This is a genomic window from Janthinobacterium agaricidamnosum NBRC 102515 = DSM 9628 (genome assembly GCF_000723165.1).
Taxonomy (GTDB): Bacteria; Pseudomonadota; Gammaproteobacteria; order Burkholderiales; family Burkholderiaceae_D; genus Janthinobacterium; species Janthinobacterium agaricidamnosum.
Genome location: NZ_HG322949.1, coordinates 4,441,006 through 4,467,375, shown reverse-complemented (window position 1 = coordinate 4,467,375; position 26,370 = coordinate 4,441,006). Strand labels below are relative to the sequence as shown.

Annotated in this window: 28 protein-coding genes; 13 read left to right on the top strand and 15 right to left on the bottom strand. The window is 60.9% G+C overall.

What is annotated here, in order from left to right; all coding sequences use genetic code 11:
- Nucleotides 1-62 precede the first annotated feature (62 nt).
- Nucleotides 63-527 (top strand): DoxX family protein, encoded by a 465-nt coding sequence (locus GJA_RS19190; RefSeq protein WP_038495420.1) that lies wholly within the window; start codon nucleotides 63-65, stop codon nucleotides 525-527.
- 10 nt (nucleotides 528-537) lie between these two features.
- On the opposite strand, the gene GJA_RS19185 is transcribed toward GJA_RS19190, so the two are convergent.
- The 3 genes from GJA_RS19185 to fumC form a co-directional block, all read right to left on the bottom strand.
- Nucleotides 538-825, bottom strand: a complete 288-nt coding sequence (locus tag GJA_RS19185) for a DUF883 family protein (RefSeq protein WP_038495417.1) — start codon at nucleotides 823-825, stop codon at nucleotides 538-540.
- Between the two features lie 209 nt (nucleotides 826-1,034).
- Nucleotides 1,035-1,253 carry an RNA-binding S4 domain-containing protein gene (locus tag GJA_RS19180; RefSeq protein ID WP_038495414.1) on the bottom strand — a complete coding sequence of 73 codons (219 nt, stop codon included), beginning with the start codon at nucleotides 1,251-1,253 and terminating at the stop codon, nucleotides 1,035-1,037.
- Between the two features lie 142 nt (nucleotides 1,254-1,395).
- Nucleotides 1,396-2,790 (bottom strand): class II fumarate hydratase, encoded by a 1,395-nt coding sequence (gene fumC / locus GJA_RS19175; protein ID WP_038495412.1) that lies wholly within the window; start codon nucleotides 2,788-2,790, stop codon nucleotides 1,396-1,398.
- Nucleotides 2,791-2,932: 142 nt separating this feature from the next.
- On the opposite strand from fumC, the gene GJA_RS19170 reads away from it, so the two are divergent.
- A complete protein-coding gene (locus GJA_RS19170; RefSeq protein ID WP_038495409.1) occupies nucleotides 2,933-4,003 on the top strand; it encodes a type IV pilus assembly protein FimV in 1,071 nt (356 codons plus the stop codon).
- 312 nt (nucleotides 4,004-4,315) lie between these two features.
- Here GJA_RS19170 and GJA_RS19165 read toward each other — a convergent pair whose 3' ends face one another.
- The 3 genes from GJA_RS19165 to GJA_RS19155 form a co-directional block, all read right to left on the bottom strand.
- Nucleotides 4,316-4,840 (bottom strand): cytochrome P460 family protein, encoded by a 525-nt coding sequence (locus GJA_RS19165; RefSeq protein WP_422567917.1) that lies wholly within the window; start codon nucleotides 4,838-4,840, stop codon nucleotides 4,316-4,318.
- Nucleotides 4,841-5,051: 211 nt separating this feature from the next.
- A complete protein-coding gene (locus GJA_RS19160; RefSeq protein ID WP_038495407.1) occupies nucleotides 5,052-5,342 on the bottom strand; it encodes a flagellar protein FliT in 291 nt (96 codons plus the stop codon).
- Between the two features lie 161 nt (nucleotides 5,343-5,503).
- On the bottom strand, nucleotides 5,504-6,331 hold the full coding sequence (locus GJA_RS19155) for an HDOD domain-containing protein (RefSeq protein WP_038495404.1): 828 nt from the start codon (nucleotides 6,329-6,331) through the stop codon (nucleotides 5,504-5,506).
- A 148-nt stretch (nucleotides 6,332-6,479) separates the two neighbouring features.
- On the opposite strand from GJA_RS19155, the gene GJA_RS19150 reads away from it, so the two are divergent.
- Together GJA_RS19150 and GJA_RS19145 are read left to right on the top strand one after the other, a co-directional pair.
- A complete protein-coding gene (locus GJA_RS19150) occupies nucleotides 6,480-8,549 on the top strand; it encodes a M13 family metallopeptidase (protein ID WP_038495401.1) in 2,070 nt (689 codons plus the stop codon).
- Nucleotides 8,550-8,784: 235 nt separating this feature from the next.
- Nucleotides 8,785-8,967, top strand: a complete 183-nt coding sequence (locus tag GJA_RS19145; protein WP_038495398.1) for a CsbD family protein — start codon at nucleotides 8,785-8,787, stop codon at nucleotides 8,965-8,967.
- An 84-nt stretch (nucleotides 8,968-9,051) separates the two neighbouring features.
- Here the strand turns inward: GJA_RS19145 and GJA_RS19140 are convergent, their stop codons facing one another.
- Nucleotides 9,052-11,271 (bottom strand): S9 family peptidase, encoded by a 2,220-nt coding sequence (locus GJA_RS19140; RefSeq protein WP_038495395.1) that lies wholly within the window; start codon nucleotides 11,269-11,271, stop codon nucleotides 9,052-9,054.
- Between the two features lie 210 nt (nucleotides 11,272-11,481).
- Complete coding sequence (locus tag GJA_RS19135) at nucleotides 11,482-12,876, bottom strand: MATE family efflux transporter (protein WP_038495393.1); 1,395 nt, start codon at nucleotides 12,874-12,876, stop codon at nucleotides 11,482-11,484.
- Between the two features lie 197 nt (nucleotides 12,877-13,073).
- On the opposite strand from GJA_RS19135, the gene GJA_RS19130 reads away from it, so the two are divergent.
- Nucleotides 13,074-13,991: a DnaJ C-terminal domain-containing protein gene (locus GJA_RS19130; protein WP_038495390.1), complete on the top strand. Its 918-nt coding sequence runs from the start codon at nucleotides 13,074-13,076 to the stop codon at nucleotides 13,989-13,991.
- Nucleotides 13,991-14,311: a MerR family transcriptional regulator gene (locus GJA_RS19125; RefSeq protein WP_422567916.1), complete on the top strand. Its 321-nt coding sequence runs from the start codon at nucleotides 13,991-13,993 to the stop codon at nucleotides 14,309-14,311. The genes GJA_RS19130 and GJA_RS19125 overlap by 1 nt, the downstream gene beginning before the upstream one ends.
- A gap of 55 nt (nucleotides 14,312-14,366) precedes the next feature.
- Here GJA_RS19125 and GJA_RS19120 read toward each other — a convergent pair whose 3' ends face one another.
- From GJA_RS19120 to GJA_RS19110, 3 genes are all read right to left on the bottom strand, one after another.
- Nucleotides 14,367-14,585: a hypothetical protein gene (locus GJA_RS19120; protein ID WP_038495387.1), complete on the bottom strand. Its 219-nt coding sequence runs from the start codon at nucleotides 14,583-14,585 to the stop codon at nucleotides 14,367-14,369.
- A 46-nt stretch (nucleotides 14,586-14,631) separates the two neighbouring features.
- Nucleotides 14,632-15,549: a LysR family transcriptional regulator gene (locus GJA_RS19115; protein ID WP_038495384.1), complete on the bottom strand. Its 918-nt coding sequence runs from the start codon at nucleotides 15,547-15,549 to the stop codon at nucleotides 14,632-14,634.
- A 154-nt stretch (nucleotides 15,550-15,703) separates the two neighbouring features.
- Nucleotides 15,704-15,940: a TIGR02450 family Trp-rich protein gene (locus GJA_RS19110; protein WP_038495381.1), complete on the bottom strand. Its 237-nt coding sequence runs from the start codon at nucleotides 15,938-15,940 to the stop codon at nucleotides 15,704-15,706.
- 74 nt (nucleotides 15,941-16,014) lie between these two features.
- Here GJA_RS19110 and GJA_RS19105 point away from each other — a divergent pair, with 74 nt between their 5' ends.
- Entirely contained in the window at nucleotides 16,015-16,896 is an 882-nt protein-coding gene (locus GJA_RS19105) for a cysteine hydrolase family protein (RefSeq protein ID WP_038495379.1), read from the top strand.
- A 127-nt stretch (nucleotides 16,897-17,023) separates the two neighbouring features.
- A complete protein-coding gene (pncB, locus tag GJA_RS19100) occupies nucleotides 17,024-18,220 on the top strand; it encodes a nicotinate phosphoribosyltransferase (RefSeq protein ID WP_174525963.1) in 1,197 nt (398 codons plus the stop codon).
- Here pncB and GJA_RS19095 read toward each other — a convergent pair.
- Nucleotides 18,217-18,516: an antibiotic biosynthesis monooxygenase family protein gene (locus GJA_RS19095; RefSeq protein ID WP_038495373.1), complete on the bottom strand. Its 300-nt coding sequence runs from the start codon at nucleotides 18,514-18,516 to the stop codon at nucleotides 18,217-18,219. The two genes, pncB and GJA_RS19095, sit on opposite strands and share 4 nt — an antisense overlap.
- Nucleotides 18,517-18,551: 35 nt before the next feature.
- Nucleotides 18,552-19,058 carry a DUF2243 domain-containing protein gene (locus tag GJA_RS19090; protein ID WP_038495370.1) on the bottom strand — a complete coding sequence of 169 codons (507 nt, stop codon included), beginning with the start codon at nucleotides 19,056-19,058 and terminating at the stop codon, nucleotides 18,552-18,554.
- 138 nt (nucleotides 19,059-19,196) lie between these two features.
- Here GJA_RS19090 and GJA_RS19085 point away from each other — a divergent pair, with 138 nt between their 5' ends.
- The 5 genes from GJA_RS19085 to GJA_RS19065 all read left to right on the top strand — a co-directional run bounded on the left by GJA_RS19085 (nucleotide 19,197) and on the right by GJA_RS19065 (nucleotide 23,465).
- Nucleotides 19,197-19,778: a DJ-1/PfpI family protein gene (locus tag GJA_RS19085; RefSeq protein WP_038495367.1), complete on the top strand. Its 582-nt coding sequence runs from the start codon at nucleotides 19,197-19,199 to the stop codon at nucleotides 19,776-19,778.
- A 199-nt stretch (nucleotides 19,779-19,977) separates the two neighbouring features.
- Nucleotides 19,978-20,430 (top strand): winged helix-turn-helix transcriptional regulator, encoded by a 453-nt coding sequence (locus GJA_RS19080; protein ID WP_038495364.1) that lies wholly within the window; start codon nucleotides 19,978-19,980, stop codon nucleotides 20,428-20,430.
- On the top strand, nucleotides 20,427-21,638 hold the full coding sequence (locus tag GJA_RS19075) for a D-amino acid dehydrogenase (protein WP_051781125.1): 1,212 nt from the start codon (nucleotides 20,427-20,429) through the stop codon (nucleotides 21,636-21,638). The genes GJA_RS19080 and GJA_RS19075 overlap by 4 nt, the downstream gene beginning before the upstream one ends.
- A gap of 24 nt (nucleotides 21,639-21,662) precedes the next feature.
- Complete coding sequence (locus tag GJA_RS19070; protein ID WP_038495362.1) at nucleotides 21,663-22,631, top strand: GlxA family transcriptional regulator; 969 nt, start codon at nucleotides 21,663-21,665, stop codon at nucleotides 22,629-22,631.
- A 144-nt stretch (nucleotides 22,632-22,775) separates the two neighbouring features.
- On the top strand, nucleotides 22,776-23,465 hold the full coding sequence (locus GJA_RS19065; RefSeq protein ID WP_038500467.1) for a M24 family metallopeptidase: 690 nt from the start codon (nucleotides 22,776-22,778) through the stop codon (nucleotides 23,463-23,465).
- A gap of 230 nt (nucleotides 23,466-23,695) precedes the next feature.
- Here the strand turns inward: GJA_RS19065 and lpxO are convergent, their stop codons facing one another.
- Together lpxO and lplT are read right to left on the bottom strand one after the other, a co-directional pair.
- A complete protein-coding gene (gene lpxO / locus GJA_RS19060; protein WP_038495359.1) occupies nucleotides 23,696-24,595 on the bottom strand; it encodes a lipid A hydroxylase LpxO in 900 nt (299 codons plus the stop codon).
- A gap of 318 nt (nucleotides 24,596-24,913) precedes the next feature.
- Entirely contained in the window at nucleotides 24,914-26,176 is a 1,263-nt protein-coding gene (gene lplT / locus GJA_RS19055) for a lysophospholipid transporter LplT (protein ID WP_038495355.1), read from the bottom strand.
- Between the last annotated feature and the right edge of the window lie 194 nt (nucleotides 26,177-26,370).

Here is a 26,370-nt window from a genome sequence, read left to right as displayed (position 1 = left end):
TGTCTTAACTCTATCCCCATCCGGTTCCTGGGCCGGCTGTTTACCACCCTATCGAGAAAATCATGAAAACCATACTGGACTTGTACCGTGGCACTACCCGTTTTGATGCCGTCATCGGCGATTGGGCTGGCTCATTGATGAGCTTGTTCATCCGCTGGTATGTCGGCTGGCAGTTCTTTAAAGCCGGCATGATCAAGGTCAGCGACTGGGGCGCGACACTGGCGCTGTTCCGCGATGAATACCAGGTACCGCTACTGCCGCCGGATCTGGCCGCGGTGCTGGGCGCAACGGGTGAACTGTGCCTGCCGATATTGCTGTTCGCCGGCTTGCTGTCGCGTCCGGCAGCACTGGCCTTGTTCTTCGTCAACGCGATGGCGGTGATTTCTTACCCACAATTGTTTTCATTCGAATGTCCGGCGGCGATCAACGACCATTTTTACTGGGGCGCTTTATTGCTGGCCTTGTTTGCCTTCGGTCCGGGACGCTTGTCGCTGGATGCCTTGCTGGGGAAGAAAGCTCTGCGGTAAAAGCGTGGGGCTAGCGCTCGAATGCGCGCAGTACACGCGCTTCGCCGCTGCGGTCGTCGCAGCGTTCGCTGGCCGCTGCGGTGGTGGCGATCATGCGGTCGAGCTGGGCGTCTTCAAAGCGGGCCAATTCTTCGGTGGCTGACAGCAAGGCCTGTTCCAGCCTGGCGCGGGCGTTTTGATGTATTGCGCTGCTGTATTTGTCGGTATTGCGCAGCAATGCTTCAGCGTTTTCTATCACCATGCGCAAGTCGCCGATCAGGCGGTGCTGGGTTTCGATATTTTGCGCGGAGTTGTCCATGGCGCCCCTCTTCAAGCTGTTCTGGTTGATATACCCAGAGCACCTGACAAAACGCCCATGGCGGCGTTGCACCGCCTTGCCCTGAACGTTTTGTCAGGTACCCTGCATTACAATATAAACAACTTCATCAATGTCGATTTGATCGCGCTCAGCCCGGTTTGAACAGCTAGGGTATCTGAAATACAAAATTGCCTGCGTTGTTAGCCGGCTCAGGCGGCTACCACGCTGATGCGGATATCGCCGATGCCGACGGTCTGGCCGGCGCGGATCTTGCAAGTTTTACGCAATTCCTTCTTGCCGTCGACCGATACGACACCGCTGGCCACCAGTACCTTGCCGGCGCCGCCGCTGTCGCACAGGCCGCTCAATTTCAACAGCTGATTCAATTCGACGTAATCCGATGTCAGGTCAAAGCTTACTTTTTGCATTCTATCCTCAATTCTAATAATGTGTTTTAAGCACCTGGACGACATGTCGCTGGTCTTTTGGCAGGCGCTGTCGAAGCGGTAAAAATTGCCGGGGCCAACAGTCTACTGGAAGACCTGTCGCCAGGTCTTCAATCTGCCGTATTTATTTAGCGTCAGGCCGGGTCATGTCCAGCGGTACGATCCACTGTTCAAACTGCTGCGCAGTCACAAAGCCCAGTTCCAGCGCCGCTTCCTTCAAGGTCGTGCCTTCGTGCTGCGCCTTCTTGGCGATTTGCGCGGCGCGGTCGTAGCCGATGTGCGGCGCCAGCGCAGTGACTAGCATCAAGGAACGCTCCATCAATTCGCCGATGCGTTCGCGGTTCGCCTCGATGCCGTGCGCGCAATGTTCGTCGAAGCTGAGCATGCCGTCAGCCAGCAGGCGCGCGCTTTGCAGGAAGTTATGCGCGATCAGTGGCTTGAACACATTCAATTCAAAGTTGCCCGATGCGCCGCCGAGCGTGACGGCGACATCGTTGCCGAACACCTGGCAGCACAGCATGGTCAGCGCCTCGCACTGGGTTGGATTGACCTTGCCCGGCATGATGGAGCTGCCCGGTTCGTTTTCCGGGATGGTGATTTCGCCGAGACCGGAGCGCGGGCCGGACGCCATCCAGCGCACGTCGTTGGCGATTTTCATCAGCGCGGTGGCCAGCGTTTTCAGCGCGCCGTGCGCCGCGACCAGCGCATCGTGCGCGGCCAAGGCGGCGAATTTGTTGCTGGCGCTGGCGAATGGCAACGCCGTGCGGGCCGCCAGTTCGGCGGCGATCTTGTCGGCGAATTCGACGTGCGCATTCAAGCCGGTGCCGACGGCGGTGCCGCCGGCCGCCAGTTGCAGCAGCGGCGGCAAGGCGGCATTGATGATGTGTTCGGCAAAATCGAGCTGCGCCACATAGCCGGAAAATTCCTGGCCCAGCGTCAGCGGCGTGGCGTCTTGCAAATGGGTGCGGCCGATCTTGACGATGCCGGCGAAGGCGGTCGCCTTGGCGTCCAGCGTGGCGCGCAACTGGCGCAGCGCCGGCAGCACGCTATTGGCCACCGCCAGCGCGGCGGCGACGTGGATTGCGGTCGGGAAAATGTCGTTCGACGACTGGCCCAGGTTGACGTCGTCATTCGGGTGCAGCAAGCGTTCGCCGCCGCGCACGCCGCCCATCAATTCGGAACCGCGGTTGGCCAGCACTTCATTCATGTTCATATTGCTCTGCGTGCCGGAACCGGTTTGCCACACGGCCAGCGGGAATTCGCCGGCGTGCTTGCCGGCCAGTACCTCATCGGCGGCCAGGGTGATGCCGACGGCCTTCGATCCTTCCAGCAAGCCCAGGCCCAGGTTGACGTGGGCGGCCGCGCGCTTGACGGTGGCCAGCGCCGCGATCAGTTCGGGCGGCATGCGTTCGGTGGAAATGTGAAAATGTTCCAGCGAGCGCTGGGTTTGCGCCCCCCATAATTTATCCGCGGGTACTTCAATCGGGCCGAAACTATCGCGCTCCATTCTGCTGCTCATAGTGTTCCTTTCGTCTTGAATCAGACTCACGAGTGTACTCCGCCCTGGAAAAACGCGCCGGAAGATGCCTCAAGGCTATACTTCAGCGATTTTCTGCCGTTATAGCTGATACACTTTCCTTATTGCAATAAGCGGCTACTCCATGCATCGCAGCATATTTTTCGGTTTGACACGCCGCACCGGCGCCATCCTGTTGGCCGCGTCGCTGTGCGCCGTGGCCGGCGGCGCGGTCGAGGCGGCCGAGCTGGGCGATATCACGGTGTTGTCGTACATCGGCCAGCCGCTGACCGCCGACATCGAACTGACTGCGCTGGCCGCCGATGACATCAATGGCTTGCGGGTGCGCGTGGCGTCGCCGGATGTGTATCGCGGCGCCAATATCGCGAGGAATCCGGCGCTCGACGGCGTCGATATCAGCATCGTCCAGCGCGGAGCAAAACAATTTCTGCATCTGACGTCGCGCAAGCGCATCGATGCCACCTATCTGCATGTGTTCCTGGAGTTGAGCGCGGGCGGGCGCAGCAAGGTGCGCATCGCCACGCTCGGCTTGAGCGCCAATCCCGCGCCGCCAGCGCCGCCGCTACCGCAGCCATTACCCGTGCCGCCTGCTGTGGCCGCAGCGGCACCGGCGCGCGATCCCGCCGTGCCGGCCGCCAAGGCGCGCGTTGCTTTGCCCGCCAGGACCGTGCCTGCTGCCGCTGTTGCTCCGACTGCTGAAGCTGCCGCACCGAAGCCGCCGGTGGCCAGGCCGGCGCCGCCTCCGCGCCAGCCCGCCCCGGCCACTTGCGGTCCGCAGGCGGCTGCCGATAGCGGCCCGCAATGCGCCGCGCTGGATGCCGGGAATGCCGCGCTGGCCAGCAAGCTGGCGGAGCTGGAAGGCAAGGTCAAGGTATTGCAGCATGCGTTGGCGGCGCCGCCAGTGGCCATGGTCGAACCGCCGGCGCCGTTGAAGCCGCCAGCGTTGAAAAAGCCGCCGCATGTGGAAAAGAAGGCGTCCGCCGGCTGGTTCAGCCCGATGGCCTGGCTGGCGCTGGGCGCGGTCTTGCTGTTGCTATTGATCGGCCTGGGCGTGCATTTGTTCCGCAACCGGAAGAAAGACAATCGATACTGGGTCTTGCTGCGCAAGCCGTTCCAACGCAAAAAACTGGCGCCGCCGCCTGCGGAATTGCCTGAGCCGCCAGAATTGACGGAAGAAGCGCCGCGGCCGGAGTAATCAGAAAATTACTTAAAGAAAAATATTCCTGTATTTCAATTCAGTTGCCTAAATTTAAAATATTGGCTTATACTTAATTCAGTAGTGATGGGCTACGGTCATGCACTACAAAAAAACGGGTCAGGACCTGCCGCAGTCACCACCGATGGCGTGGCGCGGATCACAGGTGTTCACGTTGCATAAACGTCCTGATCCGGAAGCGGTCCGCGATGCCGGCAATGCGCTCGCGGACGCCGGATGCAACCGGCGAAGAGGCGACACCAGGAGATACCTGGTGCTCGCTCTCCAGAATTCTCGTGCCGCTCCCGCTTATTACGGCGCCAGGCGGGTAAACACAAAATCGTGATTCTTCACCAATGCTTGATGGCAAGCGAAGCAGGTCTGGTGCTGCGCTTCATCGGTGGCCTTGCCGTTGATGAAGCGGCCAAATCCCCAGCCGCCGGTGCTGGCGTATTTTTTCGAGTCCTTGACCATGAATTGCACGGTGGTGGCCGCACCGGGAACGTAGGCGGGTGGCGATTCGGTCGATTGCACATGCTTCCAGGCCAGCTTGGCGAGGATGGTGCCGTCCGGGAAGGGCAGCGAGTTGGCCTCGATCGCCTTCATCGCGATCGGATTGCCTAGCACTACGCGCAACTCGTTGAGCGGATCGGTCTCATGGGCTGGCGCGATCATTTCCCACTTGCGGTATCCATCGGGGATGGTCACGCCATAGATGGGCGAAGCGCTTGCGGTATTCGCGGCGGGGACAGTGGCCGGCCCGGTAGCCGGGGCGGCGGCGAACGCGGACGACGCCAATGCGACGGCGAGCAAGCCGAGCTGAAGCGATTTCATCATGGATATTTCCTGGCTAATAAAGAAGGGTGGGCAAACTGGGGGCCGTATGCTTGCCGTTGGTATCCAACAGCAAGCCTTGAGCCCATGCCGCACTGTAGTCGCCGGATGTATCTCGATTATGTCGAGTAGGAAACCGAACACGCCGGCGTACCACCCTCAGACCAGGCGTAAAAAAAGCGCCCGCGGGCGCTTTCGATGATGACTGTTGCTATTACAGCCGTGCTTCCGGCATTACCTTGGCCAATTGCGCCATCCACGGTTCGGTGACGTTGCGGATTTCGCGGTCGTTGGCCAGGATCTGGCGCAGCAAGTCGATTTTGCGCATGCGCGGCGCGCCGCTCAGGGCCGGTACGGCGCCGCCGGCAACCGCACTGGCTTCGGTAGCGCACTGACCTTCCAGTTTGCTCAAGCCATCCCAGTCGCTGCCGCGCGCCGCCACGACCATTTGATTGGTCAGTCCGGCAATATTTTCATATACAGCGAGAACATCGTTGGAAGTCATGAGCACACCTATGTCTAGAATGGTAATGGATTACCGCTTGTCTAGATTAACGGCGGGCTCAGGGGGAACTTTAGGGTTTTTTGAAAAATAATTGAAAATATTTTTAAAGAGGGTAAAAGCGGCCCGAAAGCCGCATGTTTACAGGGTCTGGCCGCTCGGCTTCATGCGACCAGTTCTTCCAGTCCGGCACTTAATTCATCCGGCGACGGCATATTGTCGGTCAAGACGCCCCTTTTCAGGCCGAGCGCGGCGGCAACTTCGGTCGGATAGCAGGCGCTCGCTTCATCCGATGTCAGCTGGCTTTCATCGATGCGCGCGCGCCACGCCGCCAGATGCACCACGGCTGCCATCCGGTTCAGCGGCGCGGCCGCCAGCGGGGCCGGGAAGGCGGCGATGGCCGCGCCGAACGGGGCCGGGAATTTCCAGCGACTGGCCAGTTCGGCGCCGACATCGGCAAAACAGTAACCCAGCGAAACTTGTTCGGCATCCAGCCGGCGCGAATCGAGCGGTCCGGCGATCTTGTCCAGTTGCATGGCTTGTTCCGGCATCGCCGCATGGATCACCAATTGGCCGATGGCGTGCATCATGCCGATGGTAAACGCCAAATCGGTATTTTCGCCGGCTTCCCTGGCGATCCACTTGGCCGAGACGGCGGTGTGCAGGCTGTAGCGCCAGAATTGCTTCAAGTCGAGGCCGGGTACGCTTTTAAAGCCGCTGACCAGGCCGGAACTGATGACCAGCGTGCGTACCGTCACGAAACCCAGCATCAGCACCGCATCGTCGACCGTGCCGATGCTGCGCGACACGTGGTAGTAGGCGGAATTGGCCAGGCGCAGCAATTTGGCGCTCAACACCGGATCGGCGGCCACCTTGGCGGCGATTTCCTCCGTCGAGACCCCGGCATCGTTGAAACTATTGATCAACTCGGCGACCACTTTGGGTGCTGCCGGCAAAGCTTGCGAATGTTGAAATAGCGCCTCAAGTTTCATGGGGGTCTCCAGATGGTGGGCTGTTTTTACCGCCGATTAACTATATGCTCATTTTCAAGGCCGCGCAAAAAATTTCAGGTTCTCTTAAAGCAGCCCTGATAAGCTCTGGCGGGATATTATTTTCATACATGAAGCGGAAAGGATCACCATGCCATCTAGCAACCCGTCATTGCACCGGACTCCCCTGAAAATCGCCATCGCCATGGCATTCTGGGGCGCCTCGCTGACCCTGGCGCCAACCTTCGCGGCGGACCAGTCCAGCCCTGCGGCTGGGCAAGCGGCCAGCGCTGTAGTTTTGCCTGGCGATAACTTTTATGACTACGCCAACGGTAGCTGGATGCAAGAGACCGAGATTCCGGCCGACCGCAGCAGCTGGGGTTCGTTCGCCAGTCTGTCCGAGAGCGGCAACCAGCGCCTCCTCAAATTGATCGCCGCCATTCCGGCCAACCGGACCGCCTCGGCCGAGGCGAAGCAGGTCAGCGCTTATTATCAAGCCTATATGGATGAGGCGGGGATCGAAGCCAAAGGTTTGGCGCCATTAAAGCCGTTGCTCAAGAGCATCGATGGCTTGCGCGACAAGACCGCCCTGGCGCACGCGCTGGGCACCAGTTTGCGGGCCGACGTCGATCCGCTTAACGATACCAGATTTTTCACTGAAAACCTGTTCGGCCTGTGGATCGCCCAAAACCTGAACGAGACCTCGCACAATGTGCCGTACCTGCTGCAAGGCGGTCTGGGCATGCCGGACCGCGCGTATTACCTGACCGACAGCCCGCGCATGGCCGGGCTGCGCACGCAATACCAAGCTTATATCGCCAGCATGCTGAAGCTGGCCGGCGGTGATGCCGATGCCGAAGCCCGCGCCGCGCGCGTGTTCGAACTGGAGCGCAACATCGCCGAAGTCCACGCCAGCCGCGAAGATTCGGCCGATGTCGCCAAGGGCAACAACCAGTGGCGCAGCAGCGATTTCGCCAGCAAGGCGCCCGGCCTGGACTGGAACGCTTTTTTCGCCAGCGCCGGCCTGGCCGGCCAGCGCGATTTCATCGTCTGGCATCCGGGCGCCTTCACCGGTACCGCGGCGCTGGTGGCGGCCACGCCGCTGTCGACCTGGAAGGATTTCCTCAGCTTTCATACGATCAACCATTTTGCGACGACCTTGCCGAAAGCTGTGTCCGAGCAGCGTTTCGCCTTTTACGGCCGCGCGCTGAGCGGCACGCCGCAACAGTCGGCGCGCTGGAAACGCGGCCTGGCCTCGACCAATGCGGCGCTGAGCGACGCGGTCGGCAAGCTGTACGTCGAACAGTATTTTCCGCCTGAATCGAAAGTGCGCGTGCAGCACATGGTCAGCAATATCGTCGCCGCGTTCTCGCGCCGCATCGACCGGCTCGACTGGATGGCGCCTGCCACCAAGGCGCAGGCGCAGGAAAAATTGAAAACCCTGTACGTCGGCGTGGCGTATCCGGACCACTGGAAAAGTTATGACGGCTTGAAGATCGGCCGTCACGACGCCTTGGGTAATGCGCTGCGCGCCGAGCAATTCCACTACCGCCAGGAATTGGCGAAGCTGGGCAAGCCGGTCGACCGCAGCGAATGGGCGATGCCGGCGCAACTGGTCAACGCGGTCAACCTGCCGCTGCAAAATGCGCTGAACTTCCCGGCGGCGATCTTGCAAGCGCCATTCTTCGATCCGAATGCATCGGACGCGGCCAACTATGGCGGCATCGGCGCCACCATCGGCCATGAAATCAGCCACAGCTTCGACGACCAGGGCGCGCAATTCGACGCCCAGGGCCGCTGGCGCGACTGGTGGAGCGAAGCCGACCTGGCGCATTTCAAGGCTGCCGCCGGTACGCTGGCGGCGCAGTATTCGACCTACCAACCGTTCCCCGACCTGGCTGTCAACGGCCAGTTGACGCTGAGCGAAAACCTGGCCGACCTGGCCGGGCTGGCGGTGTCCTACGATGCGTTCAAGGCGTCGCAGCAAGGCAAGCCGGTGCAGGCTGACGCCGACCGGCAATTTTTCCTCGGGTTTGCGCACACCTGGCGTAACAAGGCGCGCGAGGCGGCTGTGCGCCAGCAAATTCTGACCGACGGTCACGCGCCGGCGGCGTACCGCAGCGCCACCGTGCGCAACCTCGACGCCTGGTACCAGGCCTTCGGCGTCCAGCCGGGGCAGCAGTTGTACCTGGCGCCGGAACAGCGCGTGCGGGTCTGGTAAGGTGTTGACGGATTGACCAGCGGTTGCGGCGGCGCGGCAGGGCGCCGCCGCCATGGCCGGCCAGCATAAGTAATTGAATTGACGTGATTTTTGTTTATGTGAGGAACCGTACAGAGCTTGCCAGCATGATCCTTTAATCTCACTACATCGACACGAACAACATCGTGTGGTCCGCAAGGCGAGCCGAAACTGGTTCGGTATCAGATGTATTAACCGATTAAGCGAGGAATGCAAAATGAACCAAGATCAAGTCAAAGGGGCAGTCAAGGACATCGGCGGCAAAATCCAGGAAGAAGCCGGTAAACTGGTCGGCAGCAAGGAACAGCAAGCCAAGGGCTTGTTGAACCAGGCCGAAGGCAAGGCCCAGCAGCAAGTGGGCAATCTGAAGGAAGCCGTCAAGGACGCGACCAAGCGTTAAGCTTGCGTCCAGGAATAAGAAAACAGCCGCTTCAAGCGGCTGTTTTTTTGCCCGTCATGCATCAACGGACGGTGGGTGGGCGGCTCAGGGCGCGCTGCCGCCGCCCAGGTGCTGGTTGAAGAACGCGGCGATCCTGGCGTACACATGGCGCTGGCCGGCGCGCGACGAGATGCCGTGTTTCGCGCCCGGATACGTCATCAGGTCGAATTGCACGCCACGGTTGACCAGCGCATCGATCATGCGCGTGGTATTGGTAAATAGTACGTTATCGTCGGCCATGCCGTGGATTAGCAGCAGCGGCGATTTCAAGCCGTCCAGGTGCGCGAACACCGTGCTGTCCTGGTAGCCGGCGGCATTTTCCTTCGGCATGCCGAGGAAGTGCTCGGTATAGTGGGTGTCGTACAGCGACCAGTCGGTCACCGGCGCCACCGACACGCCCATCGCGATCTTGTCGGATGCGGCCGACAGCAGGCGCAAGGTCATGAAACCGCCGTAGCTCCAGCCGAACACGCCGATGCGTCTGGCATCGACAAAACTCTGCTTGCCCAGCCAGTCTATGCCGGTCAGCTGGTCTTCGACTTCGGCCTTGCCGAGGTTGTGATAGATCGCATCGGTGAAAGCGCGTTCGCGGCGCGACGAGCCGCGGTTATCCAGCCGGAACACCACATAACCCTGTTGCGCCATGTACTGGTCGAAGCCCTTGCTGTCCCAACGGCGCGTCACGTGCTGCGAATGCGGGCCGCCGTAGGTCGACAGGAATACCGGATAGCGTTTGGCCGGATTGAAGTTCGATGGCTTGATCAGCGAATAATACAAAGTCTGGCCATCCTTCGACTGCATGCTGCCGTACTCGGTCGGCAAATGGTCGGCCAGGTAGGGCGCGTACGGATGGCCGGTCTTCAGCTCATTGTGTTCCAGCCAGCCGACCATCGCACCGTCCGGACGGCGGATGCTCACTTGCGGCGGGGTGGCCGGATCGGAGAAAGTATCGACGAACACTTCGCCATTGCGGGCAAACGACGATTCATGCCAGCCGTCGGCCTGGGTGATGCGCTTCGGCTGGTCGGCCGTGCTGCCATCGATCGCCAGCGCGTAGGTTTGCTTGTCGATCACCGCGTCGCGGTTCGATGAGACGAACACGCGGCCGGCTTTTTCATTCACCGCCAGCACATTGTCGATGCCCCATGCGCCGCTCGAAATCGGATGCAGCAAGGCGCCGTTCATATCGTACAGGTACAGGTGGTTGCGGCCGCTGCGCTCGGACGACCAGATGAAGCCCTTGCGGTTTTTCAGGAAGTACAGGTCGTCGTTGATGCTGACCCAGGTTTTCGAGGTTTCGGTCAGCAAGGTGCGCTGGGCCAGCGTGGCCGCATCGACGGCGACCAGGTCCAGGCGCTTCTGGTCGCGCGACTGGCGCTGGTAGACCAGGTCCTTGCTGTCCGCGCTCCAGTCGGCGCGCACCAGGTAGATGTCGCTGTCCGGGCCCAGGTCGACCTGGCGTTGCGCGCCGGTTTGCGGCGACACGATGCGCAATTGCACCAGCACGTTGGGATCGCCGGCGGCCGGGTAGCGCTGCTCGACGACGTCGGTGCGGTCGGCGAAGATTTCAAAGCGGCGCACCACCGGCACCGGCGCTTCGTCGTAGCGTTTGTAGGCGATCGCGGAATCGTCCGGCGCCCAGTAATAACCGGTGAGCTGGTGCATTTCTTCCTGCGCCACGAATTCGGCCTCGCCGTTATGCACCGTGCCCGCGCCATCGCTGGTCAACTGGCGTTCCTGGCCGGTCTTCAAGTCGATCACGAACAGGTTTTGCTGGCGCACGAAAGACAGGTAACGGCCCTTCGGCGAGATTTTCGGGTCCAGCACGTCGCCGCTGGCGACCAGCCGCGCGGCGTCGGGTTGGGCCACATCGACCAGGTAAAGCTTGCCGGCCAGCGGCACCAGCAATTGCTTGCCGTCGGGCGACCAGCTATAGCTCAGGATGCCGTTCAGGCTGGCGGTGCGTTCGCGTTCGCGGCGCGCTTTTTCGGCGTCCGACAGCTCTTCTTTCGGCGCCAGTGCCTTGGAGTCGACCAGCCGGTGCGCGGCCTTGTCCTTCAGGTTGAATTCCCACAGGTCGAACTGGAACTGGTTGTCGGGACGGCCGCGTAAAAAAGTCACGCGGGCGCCGTCCGGCGACACTTTCAGGGAGCGCACGTCGGGGCCGGCCAGGGCCGGATCGGCCTGGATGCGGTCCAGGGTCAGGCGCTCGGCCGTTGCCGGCACGCTGGCCAGAGCGGCCAGGAAACAAAGAATAAAACGCATGGAGGTCTCGCTGAATGTTTCGGTGAAGAAAAGAGGGCGCATGCAGGGCAATCCGGTGTCATCGTATTGCTCAACCGTAAGAAGATACCACAGCGGTGCTGTTTAAGCGATACGGCGTGCCACGCAATAGCGGGCCGATCGCCGATTTTCCTTTGGTGAAAACGGCAAGTCGGCGGTCTTTGGCGCGCTTATTGTTTGACTTGTAGCTTTTTAAAATTGCGCCTCGCGTATCCGGTCCAGCGACAAGCGGTTCAAATACCAGGTCAGCAGCACCGCCGCCACCGTCAGGCCGAGCACCAGGCCGATCCAGAAACCGGCGGCTTGCATCGGCGCCGCCGGCGACCATGGAAACCAGCCCGGCGCCAGTCCCAGCACATAACCGAGCGGCAGCGAAAAGCCCCAGAACGCCAGCAACTGGATCAGCATCGGCGGGCGCGTCACCTTGTAGCCGCGGATCGCGCACGCGGTGGCGACCTGGGTCGCGTCCGATAACTGGAACAGTGCGGCGAACAGCAGCAATTGCGCGCACAGTTCCCGCACCGCCGGGTCGGACGTGTAGCCGCGCGCGATTTCATGGCGAAACAGCGTGATGCCTGCCGCCGACACCAGCGCCGCCGACAGCGACATGGCCACCCCTACCCACGACACGAAGCGCGCCTTGCGCGGATTATTTTCGCCGACCGACTGGCCGACCCGCGTCACCAGCGCGATGCCGAACGACAGCGGGGCCATGAACACCAGCGAGGAGAAATTGAGCGCGATCTGGTGCGCCGACACTTGCACCACGCCGTATCGCGCCACCAGCAGGCTGATGATGGCGAACGCGCTGACCTCGGCGAAATAAGTGACGCCGATCGGCAGGCCGAGCTGCAGCATGGCGCGCAATTGCGGCCAGTGCGGCCACTCCCAGCGGCCCCATGGATAAGTGGCGCGGTAGGCCGGCGCCGCGCGGATATAGACCAGCATCGCGGCCAGCATCAGCCAGGTGCAGGCGCTGGTGGCGACCGCGCAGCCGAGTCCGCCCAACACCGGCAAGCCCCAGTGGCCATAGATCAGCAGCCAGTTGATCAGGATATTGAGCAGCAGCGCGCCGAGCGCGATGACCATCACCGGCTTGGTCTGGTTGATGCTGGCGCTGTAGCCGTACAGCGCGCGGTAGGCGGCGAAGGCCGGCAGCGCGGTGCTGATGATGTGCACGAACAGCGCGGCCTTGCGGCTCACTTGCGGCGCCAGGTACAAATGGTCGAACACCAGCGCGGCCAGGTTGGTCAGCAGGCAGGCCAGCAGGCCGATGCCGGCCGCTTTCCACATCGACTGGCGCACGATGTGCGGGATGCGGTCGAGCCGTGCCGCGCCGACCTCGTGCGCCACCAGCGTATTGATGGCGATCATGATGCCGCTGACGGTGACCAGTACGATGGTCCAGATCGCGGTACCGAGCGACACCGCCGCCAGTTCCTCGGCGCTGGCATGGCCGGTCATGGCGACGTCGGCCACCCCCATGCCGACGGTGGCGAGCTGGCCGATCAGCATCGGCCACGCCAGCTTCCACAGCGCGGATACTTCATTGCGGACGGCGGGCAGGGTCAGGGTGGCATGGGGCATGGGGCGGCGTGATGGCGGGTCGAGTTAAGAATGGGGCAAGACAGTGATTTTATACTGACAATCGTACAAGAACTCGGCATCATGAATACAAATATCATAATGCCGGCCGCACTGGCGCGCCGTTTTGGGCAATTCGTGTACTCTTGCGTTACCGCCCGGCTACGCTGGCGGACAATAAACCTTGAGGAGCATGCGCGGTGGACTACAAGGATTATTACCAGGCGCTGGGTATCGAGCCATCGGCCGACGAGGCCGGGATCAAGAAAGCTTATCGCAAGCTGATACGCAAATACCATCCCGATGTCAGCAAGGAAGCCGACGCCGACCAGCGCACCAAGGAATTGAATGAAGCCTACGGCGTGCTGGGCGATCCGGAAAAGCGCGCCGCCTACGACCAGCTCGGCAAGCAGCCGGCCGGCCAGCCATTCCAGCCGCCGCCCGACTGGGGCGCGTCCTTCGGCGGCGGCGGCGACATCAACGACAGCGATTTTTTTGCCGACCTGTTCGCCCATGTCGGCGGCGCGCGGCGGCGCGGCGGCGGCTTCCAGATGCGCGGCGACGACAGCCACGCCAGCATCGACATCGAGCTGGCCGATGCCTACCGCGGCGCCACCCGCGGCATCAGCCTGCGCATGCCGCAAGCCGACGCGCAGGGGCGGCTGACGACGCGCGAACGCACGCTCGATATCAACATTCCGGCCGGTGTGACGGAAGGCCAGCAATTGCGCCTGTCCGGCCAGGGCCAGCCGGGCAGCGGCGGCGCGCCGGCCGGCGACCTGTACCTGGAAATCCGCTTCAGGCCCGACAGCCGCTACCGCGTCGAAGGACGCGACGTGTTTGAAACGGTGCCGCTGACGCCGTGGGAAGCGGCGCTGGGCGGACAGATCGATGTGGCCACGCCATCCGGCACGGTCAGCGTGACGGTGCCGCAAGGTTCGCAAAACGGCCGCAAGCTGCGCCTGAAGGGACGCGGCATTCCCGGCAAGCAGCCCGGCGATTTGTACCTGCTGCTGGAAGTGGCCTTGCCGCCGGCCGATACCGCGCGGGCGCGCGAATTGTATGAAACCATGGCGCGCGAGCTGGCCTTCAATCCGCGTCAACAGAGGGGGACTTGATGATGGCGCAGACACCGATCGTGAACGGGGTATTGCTGGAAGAGACGGCACTGAACCTGGAAGAGCTGGCGCGCGCCTGCGCGGTCGAGCCGGACTGGGTGGTGCGCCGGGTGCGCACCGGCCTGCTGTTGCAGGACGTGCCGCCGCAAGTGACGGCATGGCGTTTTTCCAGCCTCGACCTGAGCCGCGCGCGCCGCCTGCGCGACATCGAAAACGTGTTCGACGCCAATGAGGAATTGGCGGCGCTGGTGGTCGATTTATCGGAGGAGGTCCGGCGCTTGAAGAACCGCCTGCGCGCCGCCGGAATCGAGAGCGCCTGACAAAACGCCCATGGCGGCGTTGCATCGCCTTGCCCTGAGCGTTTTGTCTGGCGCCCTACACCGTACGCGTCACGGTGATGCGGCTGATGAAAAAACTGCCGTCGACGACCACCCGGTGCGGCACGCCGCTGACGGTAAAGCCGGGGCCGCCATCGGCCATCCATTCCCGGGCCAGGCTGTCGAATTGCTGCACCGGCAGGCGCAGCATGTGCGCGGTGATGACGAAGCGCGCACCTTCCTTTTGCTTGTTGACGAAATCGTCCATGCCGGCCATGCTGTTTCCCCGTTGAATAAAAAAGTGGCGGCCATCATAACGGAAATCAGAAACCGCGTTCCAGCAGCAGCGGCAACTGTTCCGAAAAGCGCTCCATCAGCCATTGCCCCGCCTGGCCCGGGTGCGTGTCGCCGCGGTGGAACAGGTAGACCGGATACTGCATCACATTGTCGACGCTGAGCTTGAGCTGCACCAGCCGTCCGCTGGCCAGATCCTCGCGTATCATCGCTTCCGGCATGCTGCCCCAGCCCAGGCCGGCGCGCAGCAGCGCGTGCTTGGAACTGAGGTCGCCGAGCCGCCAGTTGCGCAATCCCAGCACGCCGAAATCCTGGCCTTCCGTCAATTTGCTACGGTCGGTCAACACCAGCTGGATATGTTCGCGCGCCAGCGCGGTCGGCACGATGCCGTCGATCTGCGCCAGCGCATGGGCCGGCGCCGCCACCGGCATCATCCGCACGTGGCCGCACGCGACCCGCTCGATCGCATCGCTGATCACCGGTTTCCAGCCGCCGATGCCGATATGGCAGACCCGGTCCAGCACCAGTTGCATGACCGCGCCCATCGCTTCGACGCGCAGGCGCAGTGTCACGGTCGGGAATTCGCGCTGGAATTCTTCGAGCAATTGCACCAGCACGCACGTCGGGAACATGACGTCGACCACCAGCGACACTTCCGCTTCCAGGCCGCCGGCCAGCGCCTTGGAGCGGGCCCGCATGCCATCGACTTTCAGCGAAATCGCGCGCGCGTCGGCCAGCAGCGCCTTGCCGGCCTCGGTCAGCGTCGGCTTGCGCTTGCCGCGGTCCAGCAACACCACATTGAGCTGGTCTTCCAGGTTGGCGATGGTGTAGCTGATGACCGACTGGGTACGGTGCAATTGTCGTGCCGCATGGGCAAAACCGCCGCTGTCGATGACGGCGACAAACACACGCAATTGGTCGAGGGAGGGGAGGCCGGGTTCACGCATATCTAAAATATCGATGCTAATGATGTAAATTCCATGAATTTCATCGATGGTAATGCAGTAGCAACATGATTGCAAATGCGATGTGCCGCCTCCCTGCGTTATCAGGAAGTGCTGCCATGGCACCTTCACATCAATCGGCGCCGGTGCGCGGCTATCATTGCCAGCCGCGCCGCCACACGCTGGCATCCTCCAGCTCGCGCCACGCGAGTATCGTTACCCGTCTGGTATAGATCGCTTCCAGTTCCACGTGCGTGACCGGCTGGCCCGGCTCCGGCGCTTCGATAACCTTGATCACCAGAAAGTGTTTTTCCTTATTGCCGGGCACAACGGCGCTCCATTTGCTCAGCAGCAGTTTGTCGGGACGGAGCGGCGAGCGTGATGGCGGGTGCATGGCATGGTTTATATTTTATCCAAACGCCATTATGATCCACCTTCCGCAGCCTTGCAGCGCCACCGAGGAATCCCATGAAACGCCCCTTGCACTTGCTCGTCATCGATCCGCAAAACGATTTTTGCGACTTGCCCGCCGCTTACCTGCCGCTCGATCCTTTGAACGGCCAGCCGCGCGCGCCGTCGCTGCCGGTGCCGGGCGCGCATCAGGACATGCGGCGCGTGGCCAGCCTGATACGGCGCGGCGCTGCCGGCTTGACGGCCATCACCGTGACGCTCGATTCGCACCATCGCTACGATATCGCCCATCCGGTTTTCTGGCGCCACGGCGATGGCCGGCCGGTGCTGCCGTTCACGCCAATCCGCGCCGAGGATGTGCGCCAGCAGAAATTTTTGCCGCGCAAGGATGGCGCCTTGCCGCGCGTGCTGGCTTACCTGGATGCGCTGGAAGCGGCCGGCCGCTACACGCTGATGGTGTGGCCGGTGCATTGCGAAATCGGATCCTGGGGCCACAATGTGCATGACGACGTGCGCAGCGCCTGCGATGCGTGGGAAGAAGCCGCGTTGGGCATCGCGGCCAAAGTCAGCAAGGGATCGAATCCGTGGACCGAGCATTATTCGGCGGTGATGGCGGAAGTGCCGGATGCCGACGATCCCGCCACCCAGTTTAACGTTGGCCTGGTGGAAAACCTGAACCGGTCGGCCATCCTCTATATTTGCGGCGAAGCGAGCAGCCATTGCGTCAAGGCGACCACCGAACATATCGCCGATTATGTGGAACAGCAAGGCGGCCGGGCGGCCTTGTCGAAACTGGTGTTGCTGACCGATTGCATGAGTCCGGTCAGCGGTTTTGAAGACCAGCATCACGCGTTCTTGCGCGACATGGCGGCACGCGGGCTGCGCCTGGCCCACGCCGAGGATATCTTGCCGGAATTATTGAACAATGCCGGCCGCTGATCGTCATTGGTTTGGGATCTATTCCAGCAGCCGATGTATTCTCTCCTGGGATAAGTCTTGGTGTTTTCAGCTAAAACCGTTTGGCTGGCGTACTATTCTGGCTTGAGAGCAGTCTTGAAAGTAAATGATGATCCCGATAGTACGTAGTCTGCTGGAAACCGATTTATACAAATTCACGATGTGGCAGGCGTTGCTGCATTGGCATCCGAATACCCATACCGAATATGAATTCGTTTGCCGCAATACCCCGGAGTATCCGCTGGCCGAGCTGAAACACGCACTGGAAGAGCAGCTCGACCATCTGTGCTCGATGTCGTTCGCCGAAGATGAACTGGCGTATTTGCGCTCCTTGCGCTTCATGAAAAGCGATTTCGTCGATTTCCTGACGGTATTCCGCTTCCAGCGCAAATTCATCGAGGTCAGCAGCGATGGCCACACCTTGCAGGTGCATGCGGCCGGTCCGCAAGTGCACGTGATGGGTTTCGAGATTTTCGTGCTGTACATCGTCAATGAATTGTATTTCCGCCGCTTCGACCAGCAAGCCGCGCTGCAGGAGGGACGCCGCCGGCTGGCCGCGAAGCTGGACGCGATCAAGGCTTTCGGCCAGCAGCCGCGCGAGCGCCATCCGTTTGAATTTTCCGATTTCGGCACGCGGCGCCGTTTTTCCGCCGCCTGGCAAGATGAAGTCGTGCTGACGCTGGCGCGCGAAGTGCCGCAATATTTCAAGGGCACCTCGAATGTGTACCTGGCAAAACGCCTCGGCATGGTACCGATCGGCACCATGGCGCATGAATACATGCAGTCGTTCCAGGCGTTTGGCGTGCGGCTGCGCGATTTCCAGAAGGCGGCGCTGGAAGACTGGGTCCAGGAATATCGTGGCGACCTGGGCGTGGCGCTGACCGACGTGGTCGGCATGGACGCCTTCCTGGCCGATTTCGACTTGTATTTCGCCAAGCTGTTCGACGGCTTGCGCCACGATTCCGGCGATCCGGTGATCTGGGGCGAAAAGGCGCTGGCGCATTATGCGGGCTTGCGCATCGACGCCAATACCAAGCGGCTGGTGTTTTCCGATGGCCTGGACTTGCCGAAAGCATTTGAACTGTACCGCCATTTCGCCGGCCGCATCATGACCGGTTTTGGCATCGGCACCAATTTGACCAACGACGTCGGCTTGACGCCGCTGAATGTCGTGATGAAACTGGTGCGCTGCAATGGCCAGTCGGTGGCGAAATTATCCGATTCGCCCGGCAAGACTCTATGCAAGGATGAAACTTTCCTCGCGTATTTACGCCAAGTGTTTCACCTTCCGGCAGCGTCAATTTAAAAGCCGGTCAGCACGGTATTCATGTGCTCGACTTGCGGCGCAACGGCAAAAAAGCCGCTGACCAGGCGGCGCCATTCCAGGAAATCCTCGCTGTTGCGGAAATCCACGGTATGGTTTTCCAGCGTGCTCCAGCTAACGACCAGCCGGTAAGCGTCGGGATGCTCGATCGAGCGTTCCAGCTTCATCGAATTGCAGCCCCGGGCGCGTTGAAACAAGGGAATGGCCTTGGTGACGGCCGCTTCGAACGCGGCGTGGGAATCGGGTGTAACCTGGATGTGGGCGATTTCAAAAATCATGGCGGTGTCCTTGGATGAAGAGTGGACATTTTGCCTCAAACCATGCGTCCACGTCCGCTTTGCCTTTTACCGGCCCGCCACAGCCGCCAGCCGGCCAGCAGCATCAGCGCGCCCCATGCCAGGAAAGCCAGGTCCCAATACAGCCATTGCTGCAGCGGTACGGTTTCATTCACGTGGTGAATTTTCAGCAGATGATGGTCGATGCTGCCCTCCAGCAGGTTGAACAGGCCAAAGCCGGCCAGTATGCTGCCGCCCAATAATTTTCCCGACCAGATGGCGTGATGGCGGCGTGCCGCGCGCCATAAAATCAGCAGGCCGGCCAGCACGAAGATATAAGTCGATGCATGAAAGATGCCATCCCAGACCACCTCGAATTTCAGGTTGCCCAGCGTGGTGGCGGGATACCCTGTGCTCGATAGCATATGGTGCCATTGCAATAGCTGATGCAATACGATGCCATCGAAAAAGCCGCCCAGGCCGAGGCCCAGCAAGATGCCGGCTGACAAGGGGAAATCGCGGCTGCTGTTATCGTTGGTGTGCATGTTGGACTCTCCGGATGCGGTAAAAGTCCATCGAAATTATCAGGAAAACCGGTAAAACAGGTACGAACAGGCTAAGATAAGGATAGTTATAAAGTTGGTAAGCCAATTTATCGAAACGATCTTTCATAGGAGAATCAAATGGCGGCGAAGAAAATTCTGTTTTTGACGGGCGATTTTGCGGAAGATTATGAAACGATGGTGCCGTTCCAGGCCCTGATCATGGTGGGCCATACGGTGCATGCTGTGTGTCCCGGCAAGAAAAGCGGCGACAAGATCAAGACCGCGATCCACGATTTCGAAGGCGACCAAACGTATACTGAAAAGCCGGGCCATCTGTTTGCCCTCAACGCCAGTTTCGACGACATCGACGCCGCCAGTTACGACGCGCTGATGATCGCCGGCGGCCGCGCGCCGGAATACCTGCGCCTGAACCCGCGCGTGATCGACATCGTACGCCTGTTCGCATCGGCCAGAAAACCGATCGCGGCGGTGTGCCATGGCGCGCAATTGCTGGCCGCCGCCGACGTGATCCGCGGCAAGCTGATTTCCGCCTACCCGGCGTGCGCGCCGGAAGTGCGGCTGGCCGGCGGCGAGTATGCCGATATCGACGTGACGCACGCGGTGACCGACGACAATTTCGTCACCGCGCCGGCCTGGCCCGCGCACCCGCAGTGGCTGTCGCAATTCCTGGCCTTGCTGGGCACCGAGATCAAGCTGTAACTCCTGGTTTCATGGCACGCGCCACCTTTGGCGCGTGCCGCGGCGATTGAGCGAGCCGGGCCTGATCAAGGGCAGAGACTGGCTGATGTGCGCCTCGGACATGATGAATTCCTGAATGTAGTAGCAAATTGAAACTTCTTGAGGTGTGATGGTTTCAGTTTTAAAATGCAACTACTATCCCCATTCAGGCAGGTAAATCATGGCGAAACGAAAGAGTTTGAAGGGCGACCATTGTCCGGTGGCGCGTGCGCTCGATGTGATCGGCGACCGCTGGTGTCTGCTGCTGATACGCGACGCGTTCGACGGCATGCGCCGCTTCGGCGAATTCCATAAAAGCCTGGGGGTGGCGCGCAATATCCTGACCGACCGCTTGCATACGCTGGTCGAAGAGGGCATCTTCGCAGCCGCGCCCGCATCCGATGGCAGCGCCTACCAGGAATACGTGCTGACCGACAAGGGCTTGAAATTATTCCCGGTGGTGGTGGCATTGCGGCAATGGGCCGAAGGCCATTTATTCAAGAAGAACGAAGCGCATTCGCTGTTGCTGGAACGGGCCAGCGGCCGGCCGGTATTGCCGATGTATGTCTCCGATGGCGCCGGCCGGCCATTGACGGTGGCCGATACGCTGGTGCGCAAGGTGACGGCGCCATGAAAACCGTGGCCGTGATCGGCGCCGGCATCACCGGCGTGACGACGGCGTATGCCTTGGCCAGGCGCGGCTTTGCCGTGACGCTGATCGAACGGCAGCGCTACGCCGCGATGGAAACCTCGTTCGCGAATGGCGGCCAATTGTCCGCCTCGAACGCGGAAGCGTGGAACCATGGCGCGAATGTGCTGAAGGGATTGAAATGGATGTTGAAGAAGGATGCGCCGCTGCTGGTGCATCCGCTACCGGGCTGGCACAAGTTGTCGTGGTTTGCCGAATTCATCGCCGCGATTCCCGGCTATGAACGCAATACCGTGCAGGCGGCGCGGATGGCCATCGCCGCGCGGCAGCATCTGTATGCATCGGCCGAGGCGGAAGGTATTGCTTTCGACTTGCGGCGCCAGGGCATCTTGCATCTCTGCCGCGACAAGGCCGGTTTCGAGCATGCGCTGGGCGTGTCCAGATTGCTGGCGCGGGGCGGACTGCAGCGCCGCGCCGTGACGCCGGCGGAAATGCGGGCCATCGAACCGGCGCTGGCCGGTCATTATTATGGCGGCCACTACACCGACAGCGACGCCAGCGGCGACATCCACAAATTTAGCAGCGGCCTGGCCGCCGCCATTGTCCGGCTCGGCGTCGATTGCCGTTACGGGCAACAGATCACCGCGTTGACGACCGACGGCCGCCGTGTCCGCGTGGCGACGCGGGATGAAACCTGGCAGTTCGATGGCGTGGTGGTGTGCGCCGGGGTGGCCAGCCGGGCGTTTGCGGCCGGGCTGGGCGACCGGCTCAATATTTATCCTGTGAAAGGATATTCGATCACCGTCAATTTGCCCGATGCACCAAGCCGGACCGGCGCGCCGCAAGTGAGCTTGTGCGACGACGCCGTCAAGCTGGTCAGCAGCCGGCTCGGCGACGACCGCTTGCGGGTCGCCGGCAGCGCCGAGTTTCATGGCGATAACCGCGATATCCGCGCCGACCGCATCCGTCCACTGATCGACTGGGTCGAACAGTGTTTTCCGGGCGTCAGCACGCGCAGCGTGATTCCCTGGGCCGGCTTGCGGCCGATGTTGCCGGCCATGTTGCCGAGAGTGGGGCGCGGCCGCGCGCCGTGCGTGTTCTACAATACCGGCCATGGGCATCTGGGCTGGACCTTGTCGGCGGTGACGGCCGACATGATCGCAGAGGTCGTGGCGCAGGCGCGCGGCGCCTGATTCTTTCAATACATAAGGGCATCCATGCGCACAGTCGCAATCTTGATCTTTCCCGGCGTACAGGCGCTGGATGTGGCCGGGCCGATGGATGTGTTTGCCGAAGCGAACCGTTTCTTGCCGTCAGACCAGCAATACCGGATCACCGTGCTGGGCACCCGGCGCGGCACGATCGCCTGTTCGAATGGTTTGCCGATTGCCGCCCATCAGCATTATTCTGAATCCGATGCAAGCTTCGACTTGCTGCTGATGGCCGGCGGGCCGGACTTGCCGGAGCAGGCCAGGGATGCCGAGTTTTCCGCCTGGCTGGTGGCCGCATCGGCCCGGGCGCGGCGCTATGGCTCGATTTGCAATGGCGCGTTCTTGCTGGCGCACGCCGGTTTGCTCGACGGTAAAACCGTGACTACCCACTGGAACGATGCGCCGGCGCTGGCCGAGGCGTTCATCAAGACCAGGGTCGATGCCGACAGCATTTATGTGCGTGACGGTAATCTGTACACCTCGGCCGGCGTCACCGCCGGCATCGACTTGTCGCTGTATTTGCTGGCGCAGGATCATGGCCCGGACGTCTCGCTCAGCGTCGCCAAGCGGCTGGTGGTGTTCACCCAGCGGCGTGGCGGCCAGTCGCAATTCAGTCCCTACCTGACGCCGCTGGTGGAAGCGTCGTCGCCGGTGGCGCAAGTGCAGCAATACGTGCTCGACCATTTGAACGAGGAATTGAAGGTCGAGGACCTGGCCCGTATCGTCGCTATGAGTCCGCGCAACTTCGCGCGCGTGTTTGCGCGTGTCGCCAAGGTGACGCCGGCCGAATTCATAGAAAGCGTGCGGGTCGACGCCGCCCGCGTGATGCTGGAACGCGATGCCGAACCGCTGAAAACCGTGGCCTACCGCTGCGGTTTCGGCAATGCCGACCAGATGCGGCTAGTGTTCCTGAAGCGGCTGGGGGTATCTGCCAAGCAATATCGCATCAACTTTTCGCATCACGGCGACGCCTGACCGTCGCTGGAACCTGCGTGGCAGGAAAGCCGACGATGCTGTCCGAATAACGCGGTACTTAGCCCAGCGCCACATAGCGGCGCCATCGATAATTTCCTTACCGGAGCGGCATTCGATACGCACCGCATCTTGAGGAAATAAATGATGAAAAGTACCACGATTGCAGCCGAAGCCGAACGTGTCGGTCCCGCTTATTCCGACGACGGCATGCTGTTGGCGCGTAACAAAACCCGCCAGGCCATCCGCGCCATTTCCGCCAACATCCGTCCCGGCATGCTGGAAGAAGACGCGGTGGAGATGGCCAAGAAAGTGTTGACCGAGGCCGGCCTGGCATTGAGCTGGCACCCGACCCGGGTGCGCTTCGGCAAGAACACCATGAAGCCGATGAAACAGGCGTCCGAACCGGGCGTGATCTTGCAGGAAAACGATATTTACTTTCTCGATATCGCGCCGCGCGTCGACAGCTGGGAAGGCGACGGCGGCGCCAGCTTCACAGTCGGCAACAATGCCGAACACGCCCAATGCGCACGCGACGCCGAAGCGTTGTTCCACGATGTGCGCCATGTGTGGCACACGCAAAAACTGACCGGCCAGGCGCTGTACGCCTATGCCGACAACCAGGCCCGGCAAATGGGCTGGGAATTGAATTTCGACCTGGGCGGCCACCGCGTGTCGGACTTCCCGCACGCCACGATTTATACCGGCGCGCTGGCCGACGCCGAGTTCGCGCCATCGGCGATGCGCTGGATACTGGAAATCCATATCCGCCATCCGGAAAAGCAATTCGGCGCTTTCTTTGAAGATATGTTGCTGGACGATAGCTATTACGCTTAAGAGCCTATGCCAGTCGTGAGCGTCGTCTGCTGAGGAGCGCCAGCAGGGGACGTATTCATCTACTGGGATAGGCTCTAAGTCAGTTTGGCGCGGCAACTGGTCGCGCAACGCAGCCTTGCCTTTTGGCGTCAGGAATGGCGCCATGTTTGCGTAGGGCAGCAAGCTTGAAACGCGCGCGCCCATTCGAGGCAAACCGGCGCGTGCGCCAAGGATCAAGACATGCATGATCCTCAGATAAAGATAATCAGCGCGGCAATACCGATGATCAGGCCGAACTTGACCAGTTTATACACAGTCTTGTTCCACGCCTTCAGGCGGCGGCGATACTGGCCCATGATCCACGAAACATAGAACAGCTTGCTGACGCCGCCGGTCTGGTCGCCGGTTTCATTCGGCGAACTGGCGGCCGTCATGATGGTGCGGCCCAGCCAGCGGTTGATCGCCTGCGCCCAGCGGAAACGCATCGGCCGTTCGATATCGCAAAACAGGATGATGCGGTTGCCGTCGCTGCCGTTGACGGCCCAGTGGATATAACTTTCATCGAACATCACGGCGCGGCCGTCGCGCCAACTGTAGCGTTCGCCATCGACGTCGATGAAGCAGCGGTCGTCGTTCGGCGTGGCCAGGCCCAGGTGGTAGCGCAGCGAACCGGCGAACGGGTCGCGGTGCGGGTTCAGCTTGGCGCCGACCGGCAATTCGGCGAACATCGCCGCCTTGACGCTCGGAATGCCGCGCAACAAGGCTACCGTTTGCGGGCAGAAACGTTCAGCCGATGGATGGCTGGCGTCATACCACTTCAGGTAAAAACGTTTCCAGCCGGTCTTGAAGAAGGAATTGAAGCCGGCGTCGTTATTTTGTTCCGACGCCTTGATCTTTTGCAGCGTGATCAAGTGTTCGGCTTCGGCGCGTATCACTTCCCAGTGTTGTTCCAGCGGCGCCAGTTCCTTGAAGTTATCGATCGACAGATAGGGCGTCGACGGCACTTTCGAGAAAAAGTGCATGAACATATTGATCGGCGCCATGAACGACGAATGGTCGAACAATTGGCGCAAGATGGGCAGGCGCACCTTGCCGCGGAAATGAATATGGCACATTGCCAATAGATAAATACCTACAACAGCCCACTTCATGGCAACTCCAGTGAAAATTTTCCCTTGAGGGATACAGGGTGAGAACGGCGCCGGTGCGGTGTGTGGCGCCGGCATCTGCTCGTCTCTTGGATCGTGTGAATTCTTGAATAGGCTCTTTTTGAGAGCATATTTATGTCTATTTTATAAAATATTCATGCTTGGATAATAGATCGGCAACGATGCAATGCCCGTTGCCGATGAAAGTATCGTATCGGCCACGGCAAGCATTCTATCAATCTTCACCGTTGCATGCATGGTCTGTAGCGCAGGCCACGGCTGGCGCCATGGTCAGCTTGGATGCTCTTAATCCAGCGGATGTCAGTGTTTGGCTTCTCCGATCAGCGCCACCGAATCGAAGTGGCGCTGGTTGGCCGCGTGCTGCCGGATGATCCAGTACATGATGCCGGCCACCGACAGGCCGAACAGCACGATGATCACGTCCAGGTTGACATGGAATTTCAGCAACAGCGCATAAATCGCCAGCATGGCCAGGATGGACAGGTTTTCATTGAAATTCTGCACCGCGATCGAATGGCCGGCGCTCATCAGCACGTGGCCGCGATGTTGCAATAGCGCATTCATCGGCACCACAAAAAAGCCGGACAGCGCACCGATCAAGACCAGCAGCACATATGCCAGCGGCACCGAATGCACCCATGGCATGCAGGTGACGATCAAGCCCATCGCGATGCCGAACGGCAGCACCGACAGCGATTTCTTCAAGGTCACCAGGCGCGCCGACAGTACCGCGCCGAGCGCCATGCCGATCGCGACCACGCCGACCAGGCTGGTGGCGTTTTCGAAGCGCATGTGCAAGGTCTTTTCAGCCCACTTGAGTACGATGAATTGCAAGGTGGCGCCGGCGCCCCAGAACAGCGTGGTTACCCCCAGTGAAATCTGGCCCAGCTTGTCGGTCCACAGAATCTTGACGCAGCCGGCGAAGTCGGCCAGCAGCTTGAACGGGCTATGCTCCTGGCGCGCGTAGCGGGCGCCGGTGTCGGGGATAAACAGATTAAACAGCGACGCCAGCAGATACAGGCCGCCGGTGACGCAGATCGCCGCCTCGGTGGTGCTGTTGACGCCGGTATTCATCAGCGGCAGGTCGAAACCGAGCAGCAGCGCCGACACGTGTTCGCTGACCAGCGCGCCGCCCATCACCGTGCCGAGGATGATCGACATGACGGTCAAGCCTTCGATCCAGCCATTGGCCGGCACCAGTTTTTCAGGCGGTAGCAATTCCGTCAGGATGCCGTACTTGGCGGGCGAATACACCGCCGCGCCGAAACCGACCACCGCATAGGCCAGCAATGGATAGACGCCGCAAAACAGCAGCACGCAGCCGGAAATCTTGATCAGGTTGGCGATGAACATCACGCGGCCTTTTTGCATCGAATCGGCGAATGCGCCGACAAAAGCGGCCAGCAAGATATAGAACAACACGAACGACAGCTTGAGCATCGGCGACAGGTAAGCCGGGCTGTTCATCCTGGTCAGCAGATCAATTGCGACGAACAAAAGTGCGTTGTCTGCCAGCGAAGAAAAGAACTGCGCTGCCATGATGATGTAAAAGCCACGGGTCATTGGATAGGTCACAAAACAAGTCTGGCCCGCTTTATACCATGAATGGGGAACAGGATCTGTTAATTCCGGGGCAATTGGATGGGGAGTGGGTTAGCGCACGATGCCGTAAAGTGGCTGGCAGGGGAGACAGTGATTGCCCGCCGTGAATCCGAGGCGGGCTGTTACTTTTAAGGAAGATAAGGCTGGAATCCGCG